The organism is Burkholderia sp. Bmkn7 (genome assembly GCF_041103175.1).
Taxonomy (GTDB): Bacteria; Pseudomonadota; Gammaproteobacteria; order Burkholderiales; family Burkholderiaceae; genus Burkholderia; species Burkholderia cepacia.
The window spans coordinates 180,557-197,916 of record NZ_JBGCUH010000001.1 but is presented as its reverse complement, the minus strand read 5'-3'; the positions used below and the strand labels follow the sequence as shown (position 1 = coordinate 197,916).

Genomic DNA, 17,360 nt, shown 5'->3' with positions numbered 1-17,360 from the left:
CAGTTATGCACCGGCCGCCGACTTATCCACAATTTCCGTGCATAACCCTGTGGAGAACCTGGCGGCAATCGCGCTGCCGCCCTTGCCGACAGGCGTCGCCGCGCCGCCGTCGCCGCATCGCGGGCACTGAACGAGAACAGCGGCGCATCGGGTTCGACGCTCGCCTGGATCCGGTTCCTCATCGTGCCGGCGCATCGGTTGCGTCAATATCGGCAGGCAGGATGTCCGCACCGGAAGCGTGCTGCTTCGACGACGTCCGCACCGTGTCCTGCCGCGATCGCGGCCCGACGATCCGGTGCCCGTCGCCCGCGTCGAGGCATCACGCGAGCGCGTCGTCACGCAGACGGAACTGCGCGACCGCCGCACTCAGCCGCGCGCCTTGTTCGTCGAGCGACAACGCGGCGGCCGCGGCCTCCTCGACCAGCGCGGCATTGCGCTGCATCGCCTGCTCCATCTGGATGACCGCGGCGTTCACCTGCTCGATGCCCGACGATTGCTCTTCGAACGCGTGGCTGGTGTCGCTCATGATCGTATTGACGCGCTCGACCGCGGCGACGAGCTCGGCCATCGCCGAGCCGGCCAGTGCGACGAGACCGCTGCCGTCCTCGACGCGCTGCGCGGAATGGCCGATCAGCTCGCGGATTTCCTTCGCCGCCGACGCGCAGCGCTGCGCGAGCCCGCGCACCTCGGTCGCGACGACCGCGAAGCCGCGCCCTTGCTCGCCCGCGCGCGCGGCTTCGACGGCGGCGTTCAATGCGAGGATGTTGGTCTGAAACGCGATGCTCTCGATCACGCCGACGATCCCGGAGATCTTCGCGGAACTGTGCGAAATCGCCGACATCGTCTCGACGACGCGCTGCATCGCGTCGCCGCCGCGCGACGCGATGCCCGCCGCGCCCTCGACATAGGTGCGGGCATCGCGCGCGTTGTCCGCGTTCTGGCGCACGGCCGCCGTCAGCTGCTCGACGCTCGCCGCCGCCTGCTGCAGCGAAACGGCCTGCTGCTCGGTACGCGCCGACAAGTCGACGTTGCCGCTCGCGATCGTGCGGACGTCGCCGACGATCGTCTCCGTACTCGTGCGCACCTGGTTCACGGTGTCGACGAGGCCGTCCTGCATCCGCTTCAGCGCATGCAGCAGATACGCCATCTCGTTCTCGCCGGGCACGACGACCGTGCCGGTCAGGTCGCCCTTCGAGATCTTTTCGAACTGACCGACCGCGAGCCTGATCGGCTCGATGATCGCCTTCGCGAGCACGCGCTGCGCCACGAAGCCGACGACGAGCGCGAGCACCGCGACCGCGACCATCCCCCACACGATCCGGTGGAAAAGGACACCCGCTGCCTCGTAGCGCGCCTTTTCACGCGCAACCTGGAACGATTCGAGCGCATCGATCGCCTCCTGGTACGCGGTGAACAGGGCCGGCGGCGCGGTGCGTTGCGTGTCGAGGAAGCCGAACGCGTCGTCGCCGTCGAGTTGCGCGAGCGCCTTCAGGAACACGCCGTCGAGCAGGGCCCGACGGCGATTCTGCAGCGTGTCGAACAGCGCCTGTTCGTCGGCGCTGCGCGCATGCAGGCGCGCGTAGGCATCCAGTTCGTCGTTGCTCTGCTTGAGGAGCGCGTGGACTTTCGCGACCTCCTCCTTCGCCGACCGGCCGGCGCTGATGACCTGTGCGACGTCGCTCATCCGTTCGCGCAGCACGAGCATGCGCTCGGAGCTGGTCTTCAGGTGCAGCAGCGACGCGGTGTCGTCGCGGTACATCGCCTCGAGCGAACCGTTGCCCATATAGAGGGCCGCGATGCATGCGCCGACCACCAGCACGAGCAGCACGGTATAACCCGCGATGGTCGCGACGAGACCACCACGGATAGTGAGTTGTTTTCGCATGACGTTCCCTTGCGCCGGCCGGGCGCGGCCAGCGGCGGATGTGGATTCCGGATCACGAAAGACGCGCGCCGTGTCGCAACACGCGGCGCATGGGCTGCGAACGGGTTAACGGCGGGTGGGACGGGGAGGTTTTATCCGCACGCGACGCGAATCTTGACGATTGCGACAAAGGAAGCGGAAAGATGCGCTCGACGCGTGCGCCAAGCAGTACCAACGATTGCGTGGGTCACTTTCCGCGAGCGTCGGGCGGAACACGAGAAACACGAGGCACGCGAATCGCTCGACGCGCCCGACAGGTATCTAACCGCCGCCGGCCAGCCGTGACCGGATCTCGTCAACCGGGAGATCGCGCTGATGCGTCGCGATCTGCCATGTATTTCCCCAGCGGTCTTTCACCATAGCCCGCCTGTCGCCATACGGCATGTCGGCCGGCGCTTCGAGCGAAATCGCGTGTGCCGCGAGCGCCCGCCGATAGGTCAGGTCGGTATCCTCGACATAGACGTACAGAAACGCGGGCATCGGATCGCGCAGGCCGTCTTCGCCGCTGATCATCACGACGGAATCGCCGATCCGGATTTCCGCGGGCAACCCGGGTCGGAACGCGCCCTGGGCGTGAAACACCGATCGCATGAATGCGATCAGGTGTTCCGGATCCGGCACCACGATGCGGGGCGTGACGGTATGCCATCCGTCGGGCTGGAATCGGGCCATGTCGGGCAGCCTCCGAAGAGATTTCCGCCGGTATTCTCCTCCGGCTCCGACGCGCTGCAAAGGGCACGCCGCCGCCGGCCGGAACGCCCTGGATTCAATCGACGATGAGCGGCTTCGCGCCCGTCTCTGTGAACGATCGACGGACCTCCCTTACGAACCCGGCCTGACGACGCCGGCTTCGTCATAAGCGACGATGTTCAACCCTTCCGTCGCCGTCGGCGCGACGAAGTACCGCGTCATCCTGTCGAACTCGGCGTCCGACGCCTGGAACGGATGATCGCCTCGCGCGTTGCGCGCGCGCAGCCGCGCCTTGCAGACCGCATCGGTGACGTCGAGGTAATGCAGCCGATGGCCGCAGCCGGCGGTCTGCGCAACGGCGAGCCCCCATGCGCGCGCGGCGACGGTATTGAACGGCACATCCAGCACCACCGACACGCCGGCCTGCAGCACCGCGCGGGCCTGATCCGCGATCACGTTGCCGACGCGCCGTGCACACCGGACGTAGTCGTCGATCGACAGGATCTCGCCCGGATAAAGATGCGCGAGCCACGCGTCTTCGCTGATCGCAACGACCGGCCCGGCGCTCGCGAGCCGCGCGACGAGCGTCGATTTTCCGGACGCGATCTTGCCGCATACCATGTGGAGCAACACGGCATCGTTCGATGCGGTTGCGTGTAGTGACTTCGCTGTCTGCATTTCCAGGCTCTCCGTCGCATGCCCAGAAAGCAAAAACCCGCCTTCCGGGCGGGTTGTGACGATATCCATTCAGTCGATCGTTATCCCGCCGGCAACATTGCGGCGCGAATAATCGAACGGGTTTGCGAATGGGTCATGCGCATCAGAATAATCAACTGCCCGATCGCGAGCAAGCGGATTCGAAGCGGCATACTTCAACCGGCAGGCTTAAAACTGATACGCTTGCCGGAAAATGAACGGGGGATTCCGTGGCGACTCCGCGCCACCTCCATTCAGATAACAGAAAACCAAAAAGAGGGCATTCCGAAATGAAACGTGGTTTTGTATTTGCCGGCCTGCTGGCAATGTCGTTATTGGCCGCGCAAGCGGCACTGGCGCAGGAAAAGGCCGCGCCGCCCGTCTATACGTGGCTGTCCGAGCGTTTCCCCGATTACACCCGCTACGATTCCCCCGTATTGACCATCAGCGATTCGGGCTTGTCGGCGGACCAAGGCATCGTCGACGCGCAATTGACGCTCGTCCAGTCTCCGCAAGGCGTCGATTCGGTACTGGGGCTGGCCGTCGCGTTCCATACGACGCAGAAATGGAATTTCAATACCGTGCGCGATTACGGGACATACGGCACCCACTACCGGCAGCCGAAGATCCCGGTCGTGATTCCGACGCTGAACGGCGGCGGCTACGCCGACACCCCATACTGGAACACGTCAGCCGATGGCGCCAAGGCCTGGCCCGTCAACGGCGGCGTCTTCGTCATGCTGGACCGCCTCTACCTGAAGACCTACGAGATCAGCGGGACCGACCTCGTGCTCAGCCTCTCGGACTACGACCCGGTCGGCAAGGTCTTCAGGATCCGGATTCCGTCCGCGTACCTGTCGCGCTTTCTCACCCGCATTCCGAACGACCGCCGTCTGGTGCCGGAGGAACTGAAGGACCGTCCGATGGGCTTCGGCGTGCATTTTGTCGAGCTGGACGAAGGGATACAGGAGGGGATGAAGGTCCCCAGCAGCGCGATGCAGATCCTCGGTGTACTGCCCGGCACCGTCGCCGATCGCGCCGGCCTGAAGAACTACGACGTGCTGATCCGGTTCGGCGATCGCCCGCTCAAGACGATGGCCGACCTGGCCGACGCCGTGCATGCGACCGCCAAGGGCACCGTGGTGCCGCTGACCGTCTGGCGCGATGCCAGGGCGGTCACGCTGCAGGCGCAGTTCTGAGCGCGCCGCCGGGCCGGTGCGCGAACGCGGCCTGACGCCGCGGCGCATGCGTCACGCGTCACGCGGCCCCGTCGCGCCCCTTCGGAAACTCGCCACGGCTCATCGCGTCGAGTTGCCGCTCGATCTCCGCGCGCAATTCGGCGGAGATCTCGACGCTGTCGAGCAACTGCGAGATCCATAGCCCGTCGGCGGCGAGCCGGCAGATCATCAGCGTCGCGGCCTGCTCGAGCGGCACCGGGTCGGGGCGCGTCCATTCCCGCATCGGCACCGACCATCGTTCGCGCGTGTCCTGGTCGGTAATCATCGACGCGACGAGCACGCGCAGCACATCGGTACTCGCGACCGGCTGCGACTCGTCGAGCACCGCGTGCATGTAGGCCCGCGCCGCCGCACCGGCGCCGCCGGCATCCGCCGCCACCCGCTCGGCCATCTGCGCGGCGAACCGCCCGGTCGCCTGACCGAACAGCGCATCCAGCAGACCCTGCTTGTTCGCGAAGTGATACTGCAACGCGCCCTTCGTCACGCCGGCGCGCTCGGCCACCGCATCGAGCGTCAATGCGGCCACGCCGTGATGTGTCGCGATTTCCGATGCGGCCGCCAGCAGCTGCGCGCGCACCTGGTCCGGTGCTTTTTTCCGACGCACGCCGGCGGTGGCGACGGCCGGCGCCGACGAGGCTTCAGGCGCCCGCGCACCGGCCACGGCAGCCGGTTCGACAGGCTCGGCCACATCGTGCGGCGCGGGTTCGAGGTGCTTTTTCATGATGCGGATGTTAGCACCGGGCGTCTCGATATAAACATTCCGGCTGGATGGTATGATCCGCCGCATGACTCAAGCCACCCTCTCCCCCTGGTCCGCGCTCGACACCGCCATCGCCCGTGGACGCGACGCCCTCGTGCGTCTCCAGCAGCCTGACGGCAGCTGGTGTTTCGAACTCGAATCCGACGCGACGATCACCGCGGAATACATCCTGATGATGCATTTCATGGACAAGATCGACGACCTCCGCCAGGAGCGGATGGCGCGCTACCTGCGCGCGAACCAGCGGCTCGACACGCACGGCGGCTGGGCGCTGTACGTCGACGGCGATCCGGACGTGTCGTGCAGCGTGAAGGCGTACTTCGCTCTGAAGGCGGCCGGCGACAGCGAGCACGCGCCGCACATGGTCCGCGCGCGCGACGCGATCCTGAAGCTCGGCGGCGCGGCACGCTCGAACGTGTTCACGCGCATCCTGCTCGCGACGTTCGGCCAGGTGCCGTGGCGCGCGGCGCCGTTCATGCCGATCGAATTCGTGCTGTTCCCGAAGTGGGTGCCGATCTCGATGTACAAGGTCGCGTACTGGGCGCGCACGACGATGGTGCCGCTGCTCGTGCTGAGCTCGCTGAAGGCGCGCGCCCGCAATCCGCGCAACGTCTCGATCCGCGAGCTGTTCGTCACGCCGCCGGATCAAGAACGCCGGTACTTCCCGCCCGCGCGCGGCATGCGCAAGCTGTTCCTCGCGCTCGACCGCACGGTGCGTCATGTCGAGCCGCTGATGCCGAAGGGCCTGCGGCAGCGCGCGATCCGCCACGCCGAAGCGTGGTGCGCGGAGCGCATGAACGGCGAGGACGGGCTCGGCGGGATCTTCCCGCCGATCGTGTACAGCTACCAGATGATGCAGGTGCTCGGCTACCCGGACGATCATCCGCTGCGGCGCGATTGCGAGAACGCGCTGGAAAAGCTGCTGGTCACGCGGCCGGACGGCAGCATGTATTGCCAGCCGTGCCTGTCGCCGGTGTGGGATACCGCGTGGAGCACGATGGCGCTCGAACAGGCGCGCGGCGTGGCGGTGCCGGAAGACGGCGAGCCGGACGACGCGCGGCGCGCACTCGACGCACGCATCGCGCGCGCGTACGACTGGCTGGCCGAACGCCAGGTGAACGACCTGCGCGGCGACTGGATCGAGAACGCGCCGGCCGACGTCCAGCCGGGCGGATGGGCGTTCCAGTACGCGAACCCGTACTACCCCGACATCGACGACACCGCGGTCGTCACCGCGATGCTCGATCGCCGCGGCCGCACGCATCGCAACGCGGACGGCACGAATCCGTATGCAACGCGCGTCGCGCGCGCGCTCGACTGGATGCGCGGGCTGCAATCGCGCAACGGCGGCTTCGCGGCGTTCGACGCCGACTGCGACCGCATGTACCTGAACGCGATCCCGTTCGCCGATCACGGCGCCCTGCTCGATCCGCCGACCGAGGACGTATCGGGCCGCGTGCTGCTGTGCTTCGGCGTGACGAAACGCGCGGACGAACGCGCGTCGCTCGCGCGCTGCATCGAATACGTGAAGCGCACGCAGCAGCCCGACGGCAGCTGGTGGGGCCGCTGGGGCACGAACTACATCTACGGTACGTGGAGCGTGCTGGCCGGCCTCGCGCTCGCCGGCGAGGACAAGTCGCAGCCGTATATCGCACGCGCGATCGAATGGCTGCGTTCAAGGCAGCATGCGGATGGCGGCTGGGGCGAGACGAACGACAGCTATATCGACCCGAAGCTGGGCGGCACCAATGGCGGCGAGAGCACGTCGAACTTCACCGCATGGGCGCTGCTCGCGCAGATGGCGTTCGGCGACTGCGAATCCGATTCGGTGAAGCGCGGCATCGCGTATCTGCAGTCGGTGCAGCAGGAAGACGGTTTCTGGTGGCATCGTTCGCACAACGCACCCGGCTTCCCGCGCATCTTCTACCTGAAGTATCACGGCTATACCGCGTACTTCCCGCTGTGGGCACTCGCGCGTTATCGGCGGCTGGCAGGCGCGGCGGCGGCTGCGCCCGCGGCGGTCGATGCGGCCGACACGGCCGTCGCCTGAACGATCGCGCGCCGCGGTGCCGGACGGCACCCGGCGCGCTCGCTGTCGCTGCCGCTGTTGCATTCCCCTTCCCGCCGAATCATGCGGCGCCCTTCTCCCGCATCCTCGCAAACGCATCGCGCAAATCCGCGCAGAACGCATCGCCCGTCATCGACAGCGGCGGCGACGCGGACGTCACCATCGAGCACGGCTGCTCGAACGCCTTGGCCGCCACGCACTTGCCCGCATACGCGGCCATTACCCGATCGATCAGCGCGCCGCCCGGCGCTCAACGATCGATCGGCAACGGCGCATCGGCCGCGACGAACTGCTGCCCGCGCATCTCGCGCCGGAAATCGGCGGGGATATCGAACGTCGATGCCGCTGAACTTCGACGGTGGCGATCGCTTCAGCGTCGGGAATGTCGCGGAACATGTTGCCGAGCGGCGCCGCGCCGAAACCGAGCCGGTTATCGGCCGACAGCGTGTCTTTGAGATTCATCGGTTGCTCCGGCTCGGACAGGAAAGTGAACCCAGTCTAGGTTGCACACATAAGTCCGCCCAAGACATAATTCATCAAACTTGAGTCCCCGAAGGTCTTGTATGCTCGACATCCGCCAGCTGCAGTATTTCATCGCGGTCGCGGAAGAGGAACACGTCGGCCGCGCGGCCGAACGCCTGCACATTTCGCAATCGCCGCTCAGCCGCCAGATCGCGCAGCTCGAGGAAAAGCTCGGGCTGACGCTGTTCGAACGCAGCCAGCAGCGCATTCGTCTGACGCGTGACGGCCGCACGTTCCTCAGCGAAACGCACGCGTTCCTGCGTCACGCGAACCGCCTCGAATCGCTCGCGCGCCGGCTCGGCCGCGGCGACGAAGGCGGCCTGTGCATCGGCTACCTCGAAACGGCCACGCACTCGGGCGTGCTGCCGCGCGCGCTGAAGACGCTGCGTGCCGATCGCCCGTCCGTTCACATCGCTCTGTACAACTATCAATCCGCCGCGCAGCTCGAAGGCTTGCGCGAACGCAGCCTCGACATCGCGCTCGTCACCGAGCCACCCGCGCCGGACGATCCCGAACTCGATTCGATGAGGGTGTTGAACGACCCGATGCTGCTCGCGATGCCCGACGGGCACCCGCTCGCAAAGAAGAAGACGCTCGTCGCCGACGATCTCGCCGCGCAGGCGTGGATCGGCGTGACGCAGCACGAAAGCGCGCCGCGTCACGGCGCGTTCGTCGCGGCGTGCGCGAAAGCCGGGTTTTCGCCGGACATTTCGGTGGAAGCGACCGAGCCGCTCGCGGCGCTCGGCCTCGTCGCCGCCGGGCTCGGCGTGACGATGATCCAGCAGAGCCTGCGGCACCAGGTGCCGGAAGGCGTCGTGCTGCGCGAGCTGCCGTGGTTCAGTTACCGCACGCCGCTGTGGGCCGCGTGGCACAAGGTCAACCTGCGGCCGCTGGTCGGCATCTTCCGCGAAATCCTGACCGGCGAAGAAGTCGTCGCGGTGGCCGGAAAGTGACGCTGCGGATGGCCGGGGGGCCTGCACATCGGTGCGCTCGCGCATGCGAAGCAAACAGGCCAACGCCTTCGCTGCGAGCCTGAACCCGCGACGAAGGCGCTGACGGAGTCCGATATCGCCGGGCTCCTGCTCACGCAGTGCGATGCGATGCGATGCGACGCAACGCGCCGAGTTGCGCTGCCGTCAGGCCGCCGCGAACCGCTTCGCCAGTTCCGCGAGGCCGTCTTCGTAGATCCCGCGGAACAGCTTGACGGTGTCGTCGTCGGTCGCGCCGTGTGGCGTGAACGTGCCCGACCACTCGACGGTCGACGCGTTCGGGCCGTTTTCGCGCACGCGCAGCGTGGAGCGATAGTTCACGACCGGGAACGGCGCCTCGAGGATCGCGTACGTGTAGCTGCGTTGCGCTTCGTCGAACGCGACCAGCCGCTCAACGATCGCCTCGCCGGCCGGGTTCGCGAGACGCCGCACGCGTCCGCCTTCGCTCAGTTCGCTGTCCGGAATGTACGACAGCCAGTCGGGCAGCGCCCCGAAGCCGCCGATCAGTTGCCAGACCGCCCCGGCCGAAGCCGGGAGTTCGATGCTTGCATTGGCCTGTGCCATGTCATCACCTTTCAGGATTGACGTCAGGATCAACGACCGGCCGGCAGCGGCGCGTTGGCCGCGATCAGACCTTGCTCACGCATTTCGCGCCAGAAGTCGGCCGGGATCACCACGTTCAGCGCTGCCTGGTCTTCCGCGATCCGCTCCGGACGGCTCGCGCCCGGAATCACCGCGACGGTGGCCGGATGCGACATCGAGAACTGCAGCGCCGCGGCCTTGATCGGCACGTTGTAGCGCGTCGCGATCGCCTTGATCCGCTCGACCTTCGCGAGGATCTCCGGCGAAGCCTTCTGGTATTCGAAGTGCGTGCCGCCCGCGAGCACGCCCGAGCTGTACGGGCCGCCGACGACGATCCCGACGTTCTGCGCGGCAGCCGCCGGCATCACGCGTTGCAGCGCGCGCTCGTGGTCGAGCAGCGTGTAGCGGCCGGCCAGCAGCATGCCGTCCGGTTGCGGTTCGGCGAGGTCCAGCACCAGTTCGATCGGCTCGACGCGGTTCACGCCGAGGCCCCATGCCTTGATCACGCCTTCTTCGCGCAGCTTGCTCAGCACGCGGAACGCGCCCTTGCGCGCCACTTCGAACTGCGCGAGCCATTCGTCGCCGTAGAAGTCCTGCGCGATGTCGTGCACCCAGACGATGTCGAGGCGGTCGGTGCGCAGGCGCTTCAGGCTGTCCTCGATCGAACGCAGCGTCGCATCGGCCGTGTAGTCGTTGACGATGCGGTTCGGCCGGCCGTGTTCGAACAGGCCGCCCTTTTCGCCGAGATCGCGCGCCGACACGTCTTCGATTTCGTCGAGGATCACGCGGCCAACCTTGGTGCTCAGGACATATTCGTCGCGCGGGTGGTTCGCCAGCGCATCGCCGAGGCGGATTTCCGCCAGGCCCGCGCCATAGAACGGAGCCGAATCGAAATAACGGATGCCGTGTTGCCATGCCGCTTCGACGGTGGCCGCGGCTTCCACGTCGGGGATGTTGCGGAACATGTTGCCGAGCGGCGCAGTACCGAAACCAAGGATCTTGTTACCGGGCAGCTTGTCTTCGAGACTCATGATTTTCTCCAGGGAATGAGGGAAAGCGGGTTCAGTCTAGGTACGTCGGTTAAGTCTGTCCAAGACGGAATTCGACACACTTGAGTCCCTGGAGGTCTGAATGGCCGTTTCGAGCCCCGCGTCGATGACCCGCCCCGACACCCCGTTCCGGCAGGACGCCCGACCGGCAAGGCTTTCGACCGAATTCACACCCGATTCGTGATTCCAGATCAAAAATCATTTGGGACGGCAGCCGTTTTTCCCGGGCGCCGCGATACCTATATTGGCTGCACTCGCAACGACATCGACGTGGTTGCGGTTCACTCGACCCGACAGGTACCCATGATGAAAACACTGATTTCTTCCACGCTTGCCGCACTGATCCTTTCCGCACCGGCGCTGTCGTTCGCGCAGCAGGCCGACCATCAACTGACCCGCGCCGAAGTGAAAGCCGAAATGGCCCGCCTCGCGGCGGTCGGCTACACCCCGGCGCTGGACCACAACCAGTATCCGGTCGCGATCCTCGCCGCCGAAAAGCGCGTGCGTGAAAACACCGTCGCACACAATGCGCCGGGCACCGCACCGGCCGCCGCGACGTCCGGTTACGGCAGCGAAGCGCGCACCGCCGGCGAATCCGGCCGCGTGACGACGATCAACGGCCGCGACTCGATCTATCGCGGTCATTGAGCCGCGCCGACACGCAAGAGCGCCCGCCTCCCGATACGCGCCGCCGCTCGTCCCGCCCTTCCGCATGGCCAGCCCGAATCGCCTGAACAGGCATTCGGGCCGCGTGTCGTCGCCGCATTTTTCTCCCCCGCCCTGCCCCGCGAAACCCGCTCGCACATCGTCACCGCGTACGCCGATTCGTGACTGCGCAGTACAAGTTCTTATGCCGCTTCATCCGTTTATCCGCCGCGCGCAGCGCCGGATACTGCGCACCATCCGGCGCCAGGCGCCCCACTCGATATTTCGCACACGTATGAATCGATATCCAGGATTGAAGCGCATCGCGCGACCGGCCGTGCTGGCCGCCATTCCAGTGGCAGCGCTCGTCGCGTTGTCCGGCTGCCGGTCGGACGACAAGGCGCCGGCCGCGACGCCGAGCGTGATCGTCAGCGCGCCCGTCGCGCGCGACGTCAACGACGTCGACGTCTATACGGGCCGCTTCGAAGCGGTCGACACCGTCGACGTGCGCCCGCGCGTGAGCGGTTATCTCGACAAGGTCGCGTTCCAGGACGGCGCGACCGTCCGCAAGGGCGACCTGCTGTTCGTCATCGACCCGCGCCCGTATCAAGCGGCCGTCACCGCCGCGCAAGGCACGCTCGAACGCGCGCAGTCGCAGCTGAAGCTGAGCCGGCAGGATTTCGAACGCGCCAGCGTCCTGATCAGGACCGACACGATCGCGCAGAGCCTTTACGACCAGCGCAGGCAGGCCGTGCAAAGTGCGCAGGCCGAGGTGACGAGCGCGCAAGGTGCGCTCGAACGCGCGCGGCTCGACCTGTCGTTCACGCGCATCGTCGCGCCGATGTCCGGCCGCATCAGCCGCAAGCGCGTCAGCGAAGGCAACCTCGTGAAAGGCGGCGACAGCGACGCGACCGTGCTGACGACGATCGTGTCGCAGGACCCGATCGACATCTACTTCGATGTCGACGAGGCAAGCTACCTGCGCTATACGCGCGAGGCGCAAAAAAGCGGCGGCAGCGCGTCGTCGCGGCAGGTCGCGATCGCGCTGCCGGGCGATGCGCAGCCGTCGCTGACGGGCACGATGGATTTCGTCGACAACCGCCTCGACGACTCGACCGGCACGCTGCGGCAACGCGCGCGCGTCGCGAATCCGGACCGGCGCCTGAGCCCCGGCCAGTTCGGCCGCGTTTATCTGTCGAGCCGCGTCGCGCATCACGCGTTGCTCGTGCCGGATGCGGCCGTCGCGACCGATGCGACGCGCCGCGTGCTGTATTTCGTCGACGCGAACGGCACCGTCGCGATTCGCCCGGTGACGCCCGGCCGCCTGTACGGCAACCTGCGCGAAATCGATGCGGGGCTGAACGCGGGCGACCGCGTGATCGTCGACGGCTTCCAGCGCGTGCAGGCCGGCGACAAGGTCAAGGCCGTGCCGCGCGCGATCGAAGCCGCCACGTTGGCCCGCGCGGTGAGCGGCACGACCGGGAGCGCGCAATGAACCTCGGCCGTCTGTCCGTCCAGCAACCGGTACTCGCGATCGTCCTGTCCATCGTGCTGACCATCGCCGGTGCGCTGGCCTATTTCTCGCTCGCGGTGTCCGAGTATCCGGACATCGCGCCGCCGACCGTCGTGATCCAGGCGACCTATCCGGGCGCGTCCGCGGAAACGGTGTCGCAAACGGTGTCGACGCCGATCGAACTCGAAGTGAACGGCGTGGAAGACATGCTGTACATGTACAGTCAGGCGACGTCCGACGGCAGCCTGAACATCACCGTGACGTTCAAGCCCGGCACCGACGTCGACAAGGCGCAGGTGCTCGTGCAGAACCGCGTCGCGCTCGCGACGCCGCGCCTGCCGGAGCCCGTGCAGCGCAGCGGCGTGTCGGTGCGCAAGTCGTCGCCGACGCAGCTCGGCACGATCTTCCTGTACTCGCCGGACCAGCGCTACGATCCGCTGTACGTGTCGAACTACGCGATCCGCAACGTCGCGGACGTGCTGAAGCGGATCGAGGGCGTCGGCGACATCAACCCGCTCGGCGCACGCGAATACTCGATGCGCATCTGGCTCGATCCCGAGCGCGTCGCGTCGTTCGGCCTGAGCCCCGGTGACCTGATCGCCGCGGTGCGGGCGCAGAACACGCAGCTCGCGGGCGGCGTGGTCGCGCAGGCGCCGATCACGAACCAGGCGTTCCAGCCGAACCTGATCTTCGAAGGGCGGCTCAAGCGCCCCGAGGATTTCAGCGACATCGTCGTCAAGCAGGGCAAGGACGGGCGGCTCGTGCGGCTGAAGGATGTCGCGCGTGTCGAAGTCGGCGCACTCGCGTATGCGACCGACAGCTACATGCTGCGCCACCCGACGATCGCGTTGCAGGTGCTGCAGCAGCCCGGCGCGAACGCGGTCGCGACGATGGATGCGGTCGAGAAGAAGATGGCCGAACTGGCCAGGGACTTCCCGAAGGGCATCGTCTACAACATTGGCTACAACCCGACTGCCTTCATCGGCGACAGCATCCACGAACTCGTCAAGACCATCTACGAAGCCGTCGTGCTCGTCGTGTTCGTCGTGCTGCTGTTCCTGCAGGGCTGGCGGCCGTCGATCATCCCGATCCTGTCGATTCCGGTGTCGCTCGTCGGCACGTTCGCGGCGATGGCCGCGCTCGGCTACTTGATCAACAACCTGACGCTGTTCGGCCTCGTGCTCGCGGTGGGGATCGTCGTCGACAACGCGATCGTCGTGGTCGAGAACGTCGAGCGGCACCTGTCGGCCGGTGCCGGGCCGCGCGACGCGACGCTGCTGACGATGAAGGAGGTGGGCGGCGCGCTGTTCGCGATCACGCTCGTGCTGTGCGCGGTGTTCGTGCCGACCTCGTTCATTCCGGGCATCTCGGGCCAGTTCTTCCGCCAGTTCGGCGTGACGATCGCCGTGTCGACCGCGATCTCGTTCTTCACGTCGGTGACGCTCGCGCCCGCACTCTCCGCGATGATGCTGAAAGCGCACACCGGCGATCACGATGTACCCGCACCGGCGTCGCGCCGGGCCGCGCCGTTCGCGCAGGCGATGCGCGTCGCGCGGCGCTTCTCGAACGCGTTCAACCGCGTGTTCCAGCGCCTGTCCGATGCGTATGGCCGGCTCGTCAGGAAGGTCGTGCGGATCATCCCGGCGATGGGCGTGCTGTACGTGGTGCTGATCGCCGCGACCGGCTACCTGCTCGTGTCGAGCCCGAAGGGCTTCATTCCCGCGCAGGACCGCGGCTACCTCGTCGTGCTCGTGCGGATGCCCGACGGCGCGACACTCGAACGCACGAGCGCGGTCGCGCGCAAGATCGAGGACATCGCGCTGTCGGTGCCCGGTGTCGCACGCGTGCCGGTGTTCTCCGGCGTGAACGCGGCGACCGGCACGAACTCGGCGAACAGCGCCGGCCTGTTCCCGGTGTTCGAGCCCTGGCCCGAACGCAAGGCGCGCGGCCTGACGATCGACACGATCGCCGCCGAGATGCGCAAGCGGCTCGCGGCCGTCACCGAGGCGTCGATCGTCGTCGCGATGCCGCCGCCGGTGCAGGGCCTCGGCAGCACGGGCGGTTTCGCGATGCGGCTCGAAGACCGCAACGGCCTCGGCACCGCCGCGCTCGCGAAGGCGACGCAGGATCTGGTGGCGGCCGCGAACCGCACGCCCGGCATGGTCGGCGTCTATACGCCCTACTCCGCGACGAGCCCGCAGGTGCACGTCGAGCTCGACCGCGAGAAGGCCGAGATGCTCGGCGTGCCGAGCCAGGCCATCAACGACGCGGTCGAGACGTATTTCGGCTCGACCTACATCAACGACTTCAACATCGTCGGGCGCACCTATCGCGTGACCGCGCAGGCCGACCTGCCGTTCCGCGTCGGCGCTTCCGACCTCGCGCGGCTGAAGGTGCGCAACCGCGACGGCGAGATGGTGCCGATCGGCAGCGTCACTCGCATCGACGACACGCTCGGCGTCGATCGCGCGCCGCGCTACAACCTGTATCCTGCCACCGAGATCAACGGCGATACGGCACCGGGCCTCGGTTCCGGCTTCGCGATCAAGACGATGGAATCGCTCGCGAAACAGGTGCTGCCGCCCGGCATTTCGTTCGAATGGACCGATCTGTCGTATCAGCAGACCACGGCCGGCAACACGGGGCTGCTCGTGTTCCCGCTGTGCGTGCTGCTCGTCTACCTGGTGCTCGCCGCGCAGTACGGCAGCTGGAGCCTGCCCGTGTCGATCCTGCTGATCGTGCCGATGTGCCTGCTCGCCGCGTCGCTCGGCGTGCGCGCGCTCGGCCAGGACGTGAACATCCTCACGCAGATCGGCTTCATCGTGCTGGTCGGGCTCGCCGCGAAGAACGCGATCCTGATCGTCGAGGTCGCGCGGCAGCTGGAGGCCGACGGCACCGAACTGGTCGAGGCCGTCGTCGAAGCCTGCGTGCAGCGGCTGCGCCCGATCGTGATGACGTCGCTCGCGTTCATCCTCGGCGTGCTGCCGCTCGTGATCTCCGAAGGCGCCGGCGCGGAAATGCGCCAGGCGGTCGGCGCGGCCGTGTTCTTCGGGATGATCGGCGTGACGTTCTTCGGGCTGCTGTTTACGCCCGTGTTCTATGTGATGGTTCGCCGGCTCGCGTTGCGCAAGGCCGCTGTCGCGACCGTCGCGACGGAGGTGGTGCAATGAAGTTCGTTCGACTCGTGGCCGCGCTGTCCGCGGCGGCCGTCCTGACCGCGTGCACGAGCGCGCCGGTCGCCACCGTCACGCCGCCGCCGCTGGCCGCGACCTATGCGAACGCGGATCTCGCGGCCGGCGGCCCGGCCGCCGACACCGGCGCGTGGTGGCACGCTTTCCACGACCCGATCCTCGACCGGCTGGTCGACACGGCGCTCGCGAACAACCTCGACCTGCAGGCTGCGGTCGCACGCATCGACGCGGCGCGCGCGGTGCGGATCGGCGCGGCGTCGCAGTGGTTCCCTTCGGTCGACCTGAACGCAGGCGCCGGCCGCCAGCGGCTCTCCGCCTCGCAGGCATTCCCGACCGATACGCCGACGACCGGCAACGCGTTCGACCTGAATGCGAGCCTCGCGTGGGAAATCGACATCTTCGGGCGCATCCGCCAGGGCGTGTCGGCCGCCGACGCGGACATCACGTCCGCGCAGAACGATGCGGCGGCCGTGCGGATCGCGACGATCGACGAAACCGTGCGCACTTACGTGACGGTGCGCGGGCTCGAGCAGCGGCTCGCGCTGGTCGAGGCCAACGCGTCGAGCCAGCGCAGCACCGAGGAATCGACGCGGCGCCTGTTCGACGCGGGCGTCGTGCCGGTGGCCGACGTGGACCGCGCCGCCGCGCAGACGGAAACGACGCTGGCCGAGCTGCCCGCGCTGCAACTTCAGCGGCAGGCCGCGATCCACCGGCTGTCGATCATCACCGCGTCCACGCCGCAGGCCATCTATGCGCGCGTCGATCCGCCCGCGCCGGAACCGGTGTGGACGGCCGCCGCACCGGGCGTCGGCACGCCGGCCGACTTGCTGCGCCGCCGGCCCGACGTGCGCGCGGCCGAGGCGCGCGTCGTCGCCGCCTATGCGCGGATCGGCGTGGCGGAGGCCGACCTGAAGCCGCACCTGCAACTGATCGGCGTGATCGGTGCGGCGATCGACGGCTTCTCGGGCGCGACGCTCGCGCGTTCGCTCGCATGGATGGCCGGCGCCGGCGCGAGCGCGCCGCTGTTCGACGGCGGGCGCCGGCGCAGCGTCGTCGCGTTGCGCCGCGCGCAGGCCGCACAGGCGGTCGCCGCGTATCGCTCGACGGTGCTGACGGCCGTCGGCGACGTCGAGACGTCGATTGCCGCCACCGCCCGCGATCACAGCCGGACCGAGCACCTCGAACGCGCGGTGTCGAACGCGCGCGGCGCCTATACGCAGATCAACCGCTCGTGGCGCAGCGGCGAATCGGCGTTCATCGATACGCTGGAGGTGCAGCGTTCGCTGCTCGCGGCCGAGGATTCGCTCGCGCAGGCGCGCACCGAGGAAATGCTCGGCCGGGTCAGGCTGATGACTGCGCTGGGGCAGTAGGCGCGCGGTTCAGGTGCGACCGCTGCCGCGCATCGGTCGATACGCAAAGGGCGGCGGGTTCGATGTGTTTCGAACCCGCCGCCCTTTTTGCATGTTGCTTGGCCAGCTGCGTGCGGCACCGGC

At 67.6% G+C, this 17,360-nt stretch carries 13 protein-coding genes and 2 pseudogenes; 7 read left to right on the top strand and 8 right to left on the bottom strand.

Going from position 1 to position 17,360, the window contains the following annotated elements:
• Positions 1 to 319: 319 nt before the first annotated feature.
• The 3 genes from AB3K92_RS00855 to AB3K92_RS00845 all read right to left on the bottom strand — a co-directional run bounded on the left by AB3K92_RS00855 (position 320) and on the right by AB3K92_RS00845 (position 3,292).
• Positions 320 to 1,885, bottom strand: a complete 1,566-nt coding sequence (locus AB3K92_RS00855) for a methyl-accepting chemotaxis protein (RefSeq protein WP_021160216.1) — start codon at positions 1,883 to 1,885, stop codon at positions 320 to 322.
• A 300-nt stretch (positions 1,886 to 2,185) separates the two neighbouring features.
• Positions 2,186 to 2,656, bottom strand: a complete 471-nt coding sequence (locus AB3K92_RS00850; protein ID WP_369464355.1) for a VOC family protein — start codon at positions 2,654 to 2,656, stop codon at positions 2,186 to 2,188.
• Positions 2,657 to 2,746: 90 nt separating this feature from the next.
• Positions 2,747 to 3,292: an AAA family ATPase gene (locus AB3K92_RS00845; protein WP_369464354.1), complete on the bottom strand. Its 546-nt coding sequence runs from the start codon at positions 3,290 to 3,292 to the stop codon at positions 2,747 to 2,749.
• A gap of 248 nt (positions 3,293 to 3,540) precedes the next feature.
• On the opposite strand from AB3K92_RS00845, the gene AB3K92_RS00840 reads away from it, so the two are divergent.
• The gene (locus AB3K92_RS00840; protein ID WP_369464353.1) at positions 3,541 to 4,509 is read left to right on the top strand and encodes a PDZ domain-containing protein; all 969 of its coding nucleotides are present in this window, start codon (positions 3,541 to 3,543) and stop codon (positions 4,507 to 4,509) included.
• A gap of 58 nt (positions 4,510 to 4,567) precedes the next feature.
• Here the strand turns inward: AB3K92_RS00840 and AB3K92_RS00835 are convergent, their stop codons facing one another.
• Positions 4,568 to 5,269 carry a TetR/AcrR family transcriptional regulator gene (locus tag AB3K92_RS00835; protein WP_059555125.1) on the bottom strand — a complete coding sequence of 234 codons (702 nt, stop codon included), beginning with the start codon at positions 5,267 to 5,269 and terminating at the stop codon, positions 4,568 to 4,570.
• Between the two features lie 52 nt (positions 5,270 to 5,321).
• Between AB3K92_RS00835 and shc the strand changes: the two genes are divergently transcribed.
• Positions 5,322 to 7,358 carry a squalene--hopene cyclase gene (gene shc / locus AB3K92_RS00830; RefSeq protein ID WP_369464352.1) on the top strand — a complete coding sequence of 679 codons (2,037 nt, stop codon included), beginning with the start codon at positions 5,322 to 5,324 and terminating at the stop codon, positions 7,356 to 7,358.
• Between the two features lie 79 nt (positions 7,359 to 7,437).
• Here shc and AB3K92_RS00825 read toward each other — a convergent pair.
• Positions 7,438 to 7,620 (bottom strand): annotated as a pseudogene (locus tag AB3K92_RS00825) (LysR family transcriptional regulator); the annotation flags it as partial.
• 107 nt (positions 7,621 to 7,727) lie between these two features.
• Positions 7,728 to 7,838 (bottom strand): annotated as a pseudogene (locus tag AB3K92_RS00820) (aldo/keto reductase); the annotation flags it as partial.
• 101 nt (positions 7,839 to 7,939) lie between these two features.
• Here AB3K92_RS00820 and AB3K92_RS00815 point away from each other — a divergent pair.
• Entirely contained in the window at positions 7,940 to 8,851 is a 912-nt protein-coding gene (locus tag AB3K92_RS00815) for a LysR family transcriptional regulator (protein ID WP_021160208.1), read from the top strand.
• 183 nt (positions 8,852 to 9,034) lie between these two features.
• On the opposite strand, the gene AB3K92_RS00810 is transcribed toward AB3K92_RS00815, so the two are convergent.
• Both AB3K92_RS00810 and AB3K92_RS00805 read right to left on the bottom strand, forming a co-directional pair.
• Complete coding sequence (locus AB3K92_RS00810) at positions 9,035 to 9,451, bottom strand: SRPBCC family protein (protein ID WP_059489346.1); 417 nt, start codon at positions 9,449 to 9,451, stop codon at positions 9,035 to 9,037.
• 29 nt (positions 9,452 to 9,480) lie between these two features.
• Positions 9,481 to 10,500 carry an aldo/keto reductase gene (locus AB3K92_RS00805; protein ID WP_369464351.1) on the bottom strand — a complete coding sequence of 340 codons (1,020 nt, stop codon included), beginning with the start codon at positions 10,498 to 10,500 and terminating at the stop codon, positions 9,481 to 9,483.
• A gap of 321 nt (positions 10,501 to 10,821) precedes the next feature.
• On the opposite strand from AB3K92_RS00805, the gene AB3K92_RS00800 reads away from it, so the two are divergent.
• The 4 genes from AB3K92_RS00800 (at position 10,822) to AB3K92_RS00785 (ending at position 17,237) form a co-directional block, all read left to right on the top strand.
• Positions 10,822 to 11,166, top strand: coding sequence for a DUF4148 domain-containing protein (locus AB3K92_RS00800; protein WP_175889931.1), 345 nt, complete (start codon positions 10,822 to 10,824; stop codon positions 11,164 to 11,166).
• 292 nt (positions 11,167 to 11,458) lie between these two features.
• Positions 11,459 to 12,658, top strand: coding sequence for an efflux RND transporter periplasmic adaptor subunit (locus AB3K92_RS00795; protein WP_369464350.1), 1,200 nt, complete (start codon positions 11,459 to 11,461; stop codon positions 12,656 to 12,658).
• Positions 12,655 to 15,846 (top strand): efflux RND transporter permease subunit, encoded by a 3,192-nt coding sequence (locus AB3K92_RS00790; RefSeq protein ID WP_369464349.1) that lies wholly within the window; start codon positions 12,655 to 12,657, stop codon positions 15,844 to 15,846. Before AB3K92_RS00795 ends, AB3K92_RS00790 begins: the two co-directional genes overlap by 4 nt.
• Positions 15,843 to 17,237, top strand: a complete 1,395-nt coding sequence (locus AB3K92_RS00785) for an efflux transporter outer membrane subunit (protein ID WP_369464348.1) — start codon at positions 15,843 to 15,845, stop codon at positions 17,235 to 17,237. The genes AB3K92_RS00790 and AB3K92_RS00785 overlap by 4 nt, the downstream gene beginning before the upstream one ends.
• Positions 17,238 to 17,360: the final 123 nt, after the last annotated feature.

Coding starts and splice junctions, on each gene's coding strand:
- AB3K92_RS00815 (WP_021160208.1), top strand. CDS start 7,940: ATGCTCGACATCCGCCAGCTGCAGTATTTCATCGCGGTCGCGGAAGAG.
- AB3K92_RS00795 (WP_369464350.1), top strand. CDS start 11,459: ATGAATCGATATCCAGGATTGAAGCGCATCGCGCGACCGGCCGTGCTG.
- AB3K92_RS00810 (WP_059489346.1), bottom strand. CDS start 9,451: ATGGCACAGGCCAATGCAAGCATCGAACTCCCGGCTTCGGCCGGGGCG.
- AB3K92_RS00845 (WP_369464354.1), bottom strand. CDS start 3,292: ATGCAGACAGCGAAGTCACTACACGCAACCGCATCGAACGATGCCGTG.
- AB3K92_RS00800 (WP_175889931.1), top strand. CDS start 10,822: ATGATGAAAACACTGATTTCTTCCACGCTTGCCGCACTGATCCTTTCC.
- AB3K92_RS00785 (WP_369464348.1), top strand. CDS start 15,843: ATGAAGTTCGTTCGACTCGTGGCCGCGCTGTCCGCGGCGGCCGTCCTG.
- AB3K92_RS00835 (WP_059555125.1), bottom strand. CDS start 5,269: ATGAAAAAGCACCTCGAACCCGCGCCGCACGATGTGGCCGAGCCTGTC.
- AB3K92_RS00855 (WP_021160216.1), bottom strand. CDS start 1,885: ATGCGAAAACAACTCACTATCCGTGGTGGTCTCGTCGCGACCATCGCG.
- AB3K92_RS00805 (WP_369464351.1), bottom strand. CDS start 10,500: ATGAGTCTCGAAGACAAGCTGCCCGGTAACAAGATCCTTGGTTTCGGT.
- shc (WP_369464352.1), top strand. CDS start 5,322: ATGATCCGCCGCATGACTCAAGCCACCCTCTCCCCCTGGTCCGCGCTC.
- AB3K92_RS00790 (WP_369464349.1), top strand. CDS start 12,655: ATGAACCTCGGCCGTCTGTCCGTCCAGCAACCGGTACTCGCGATCGTC.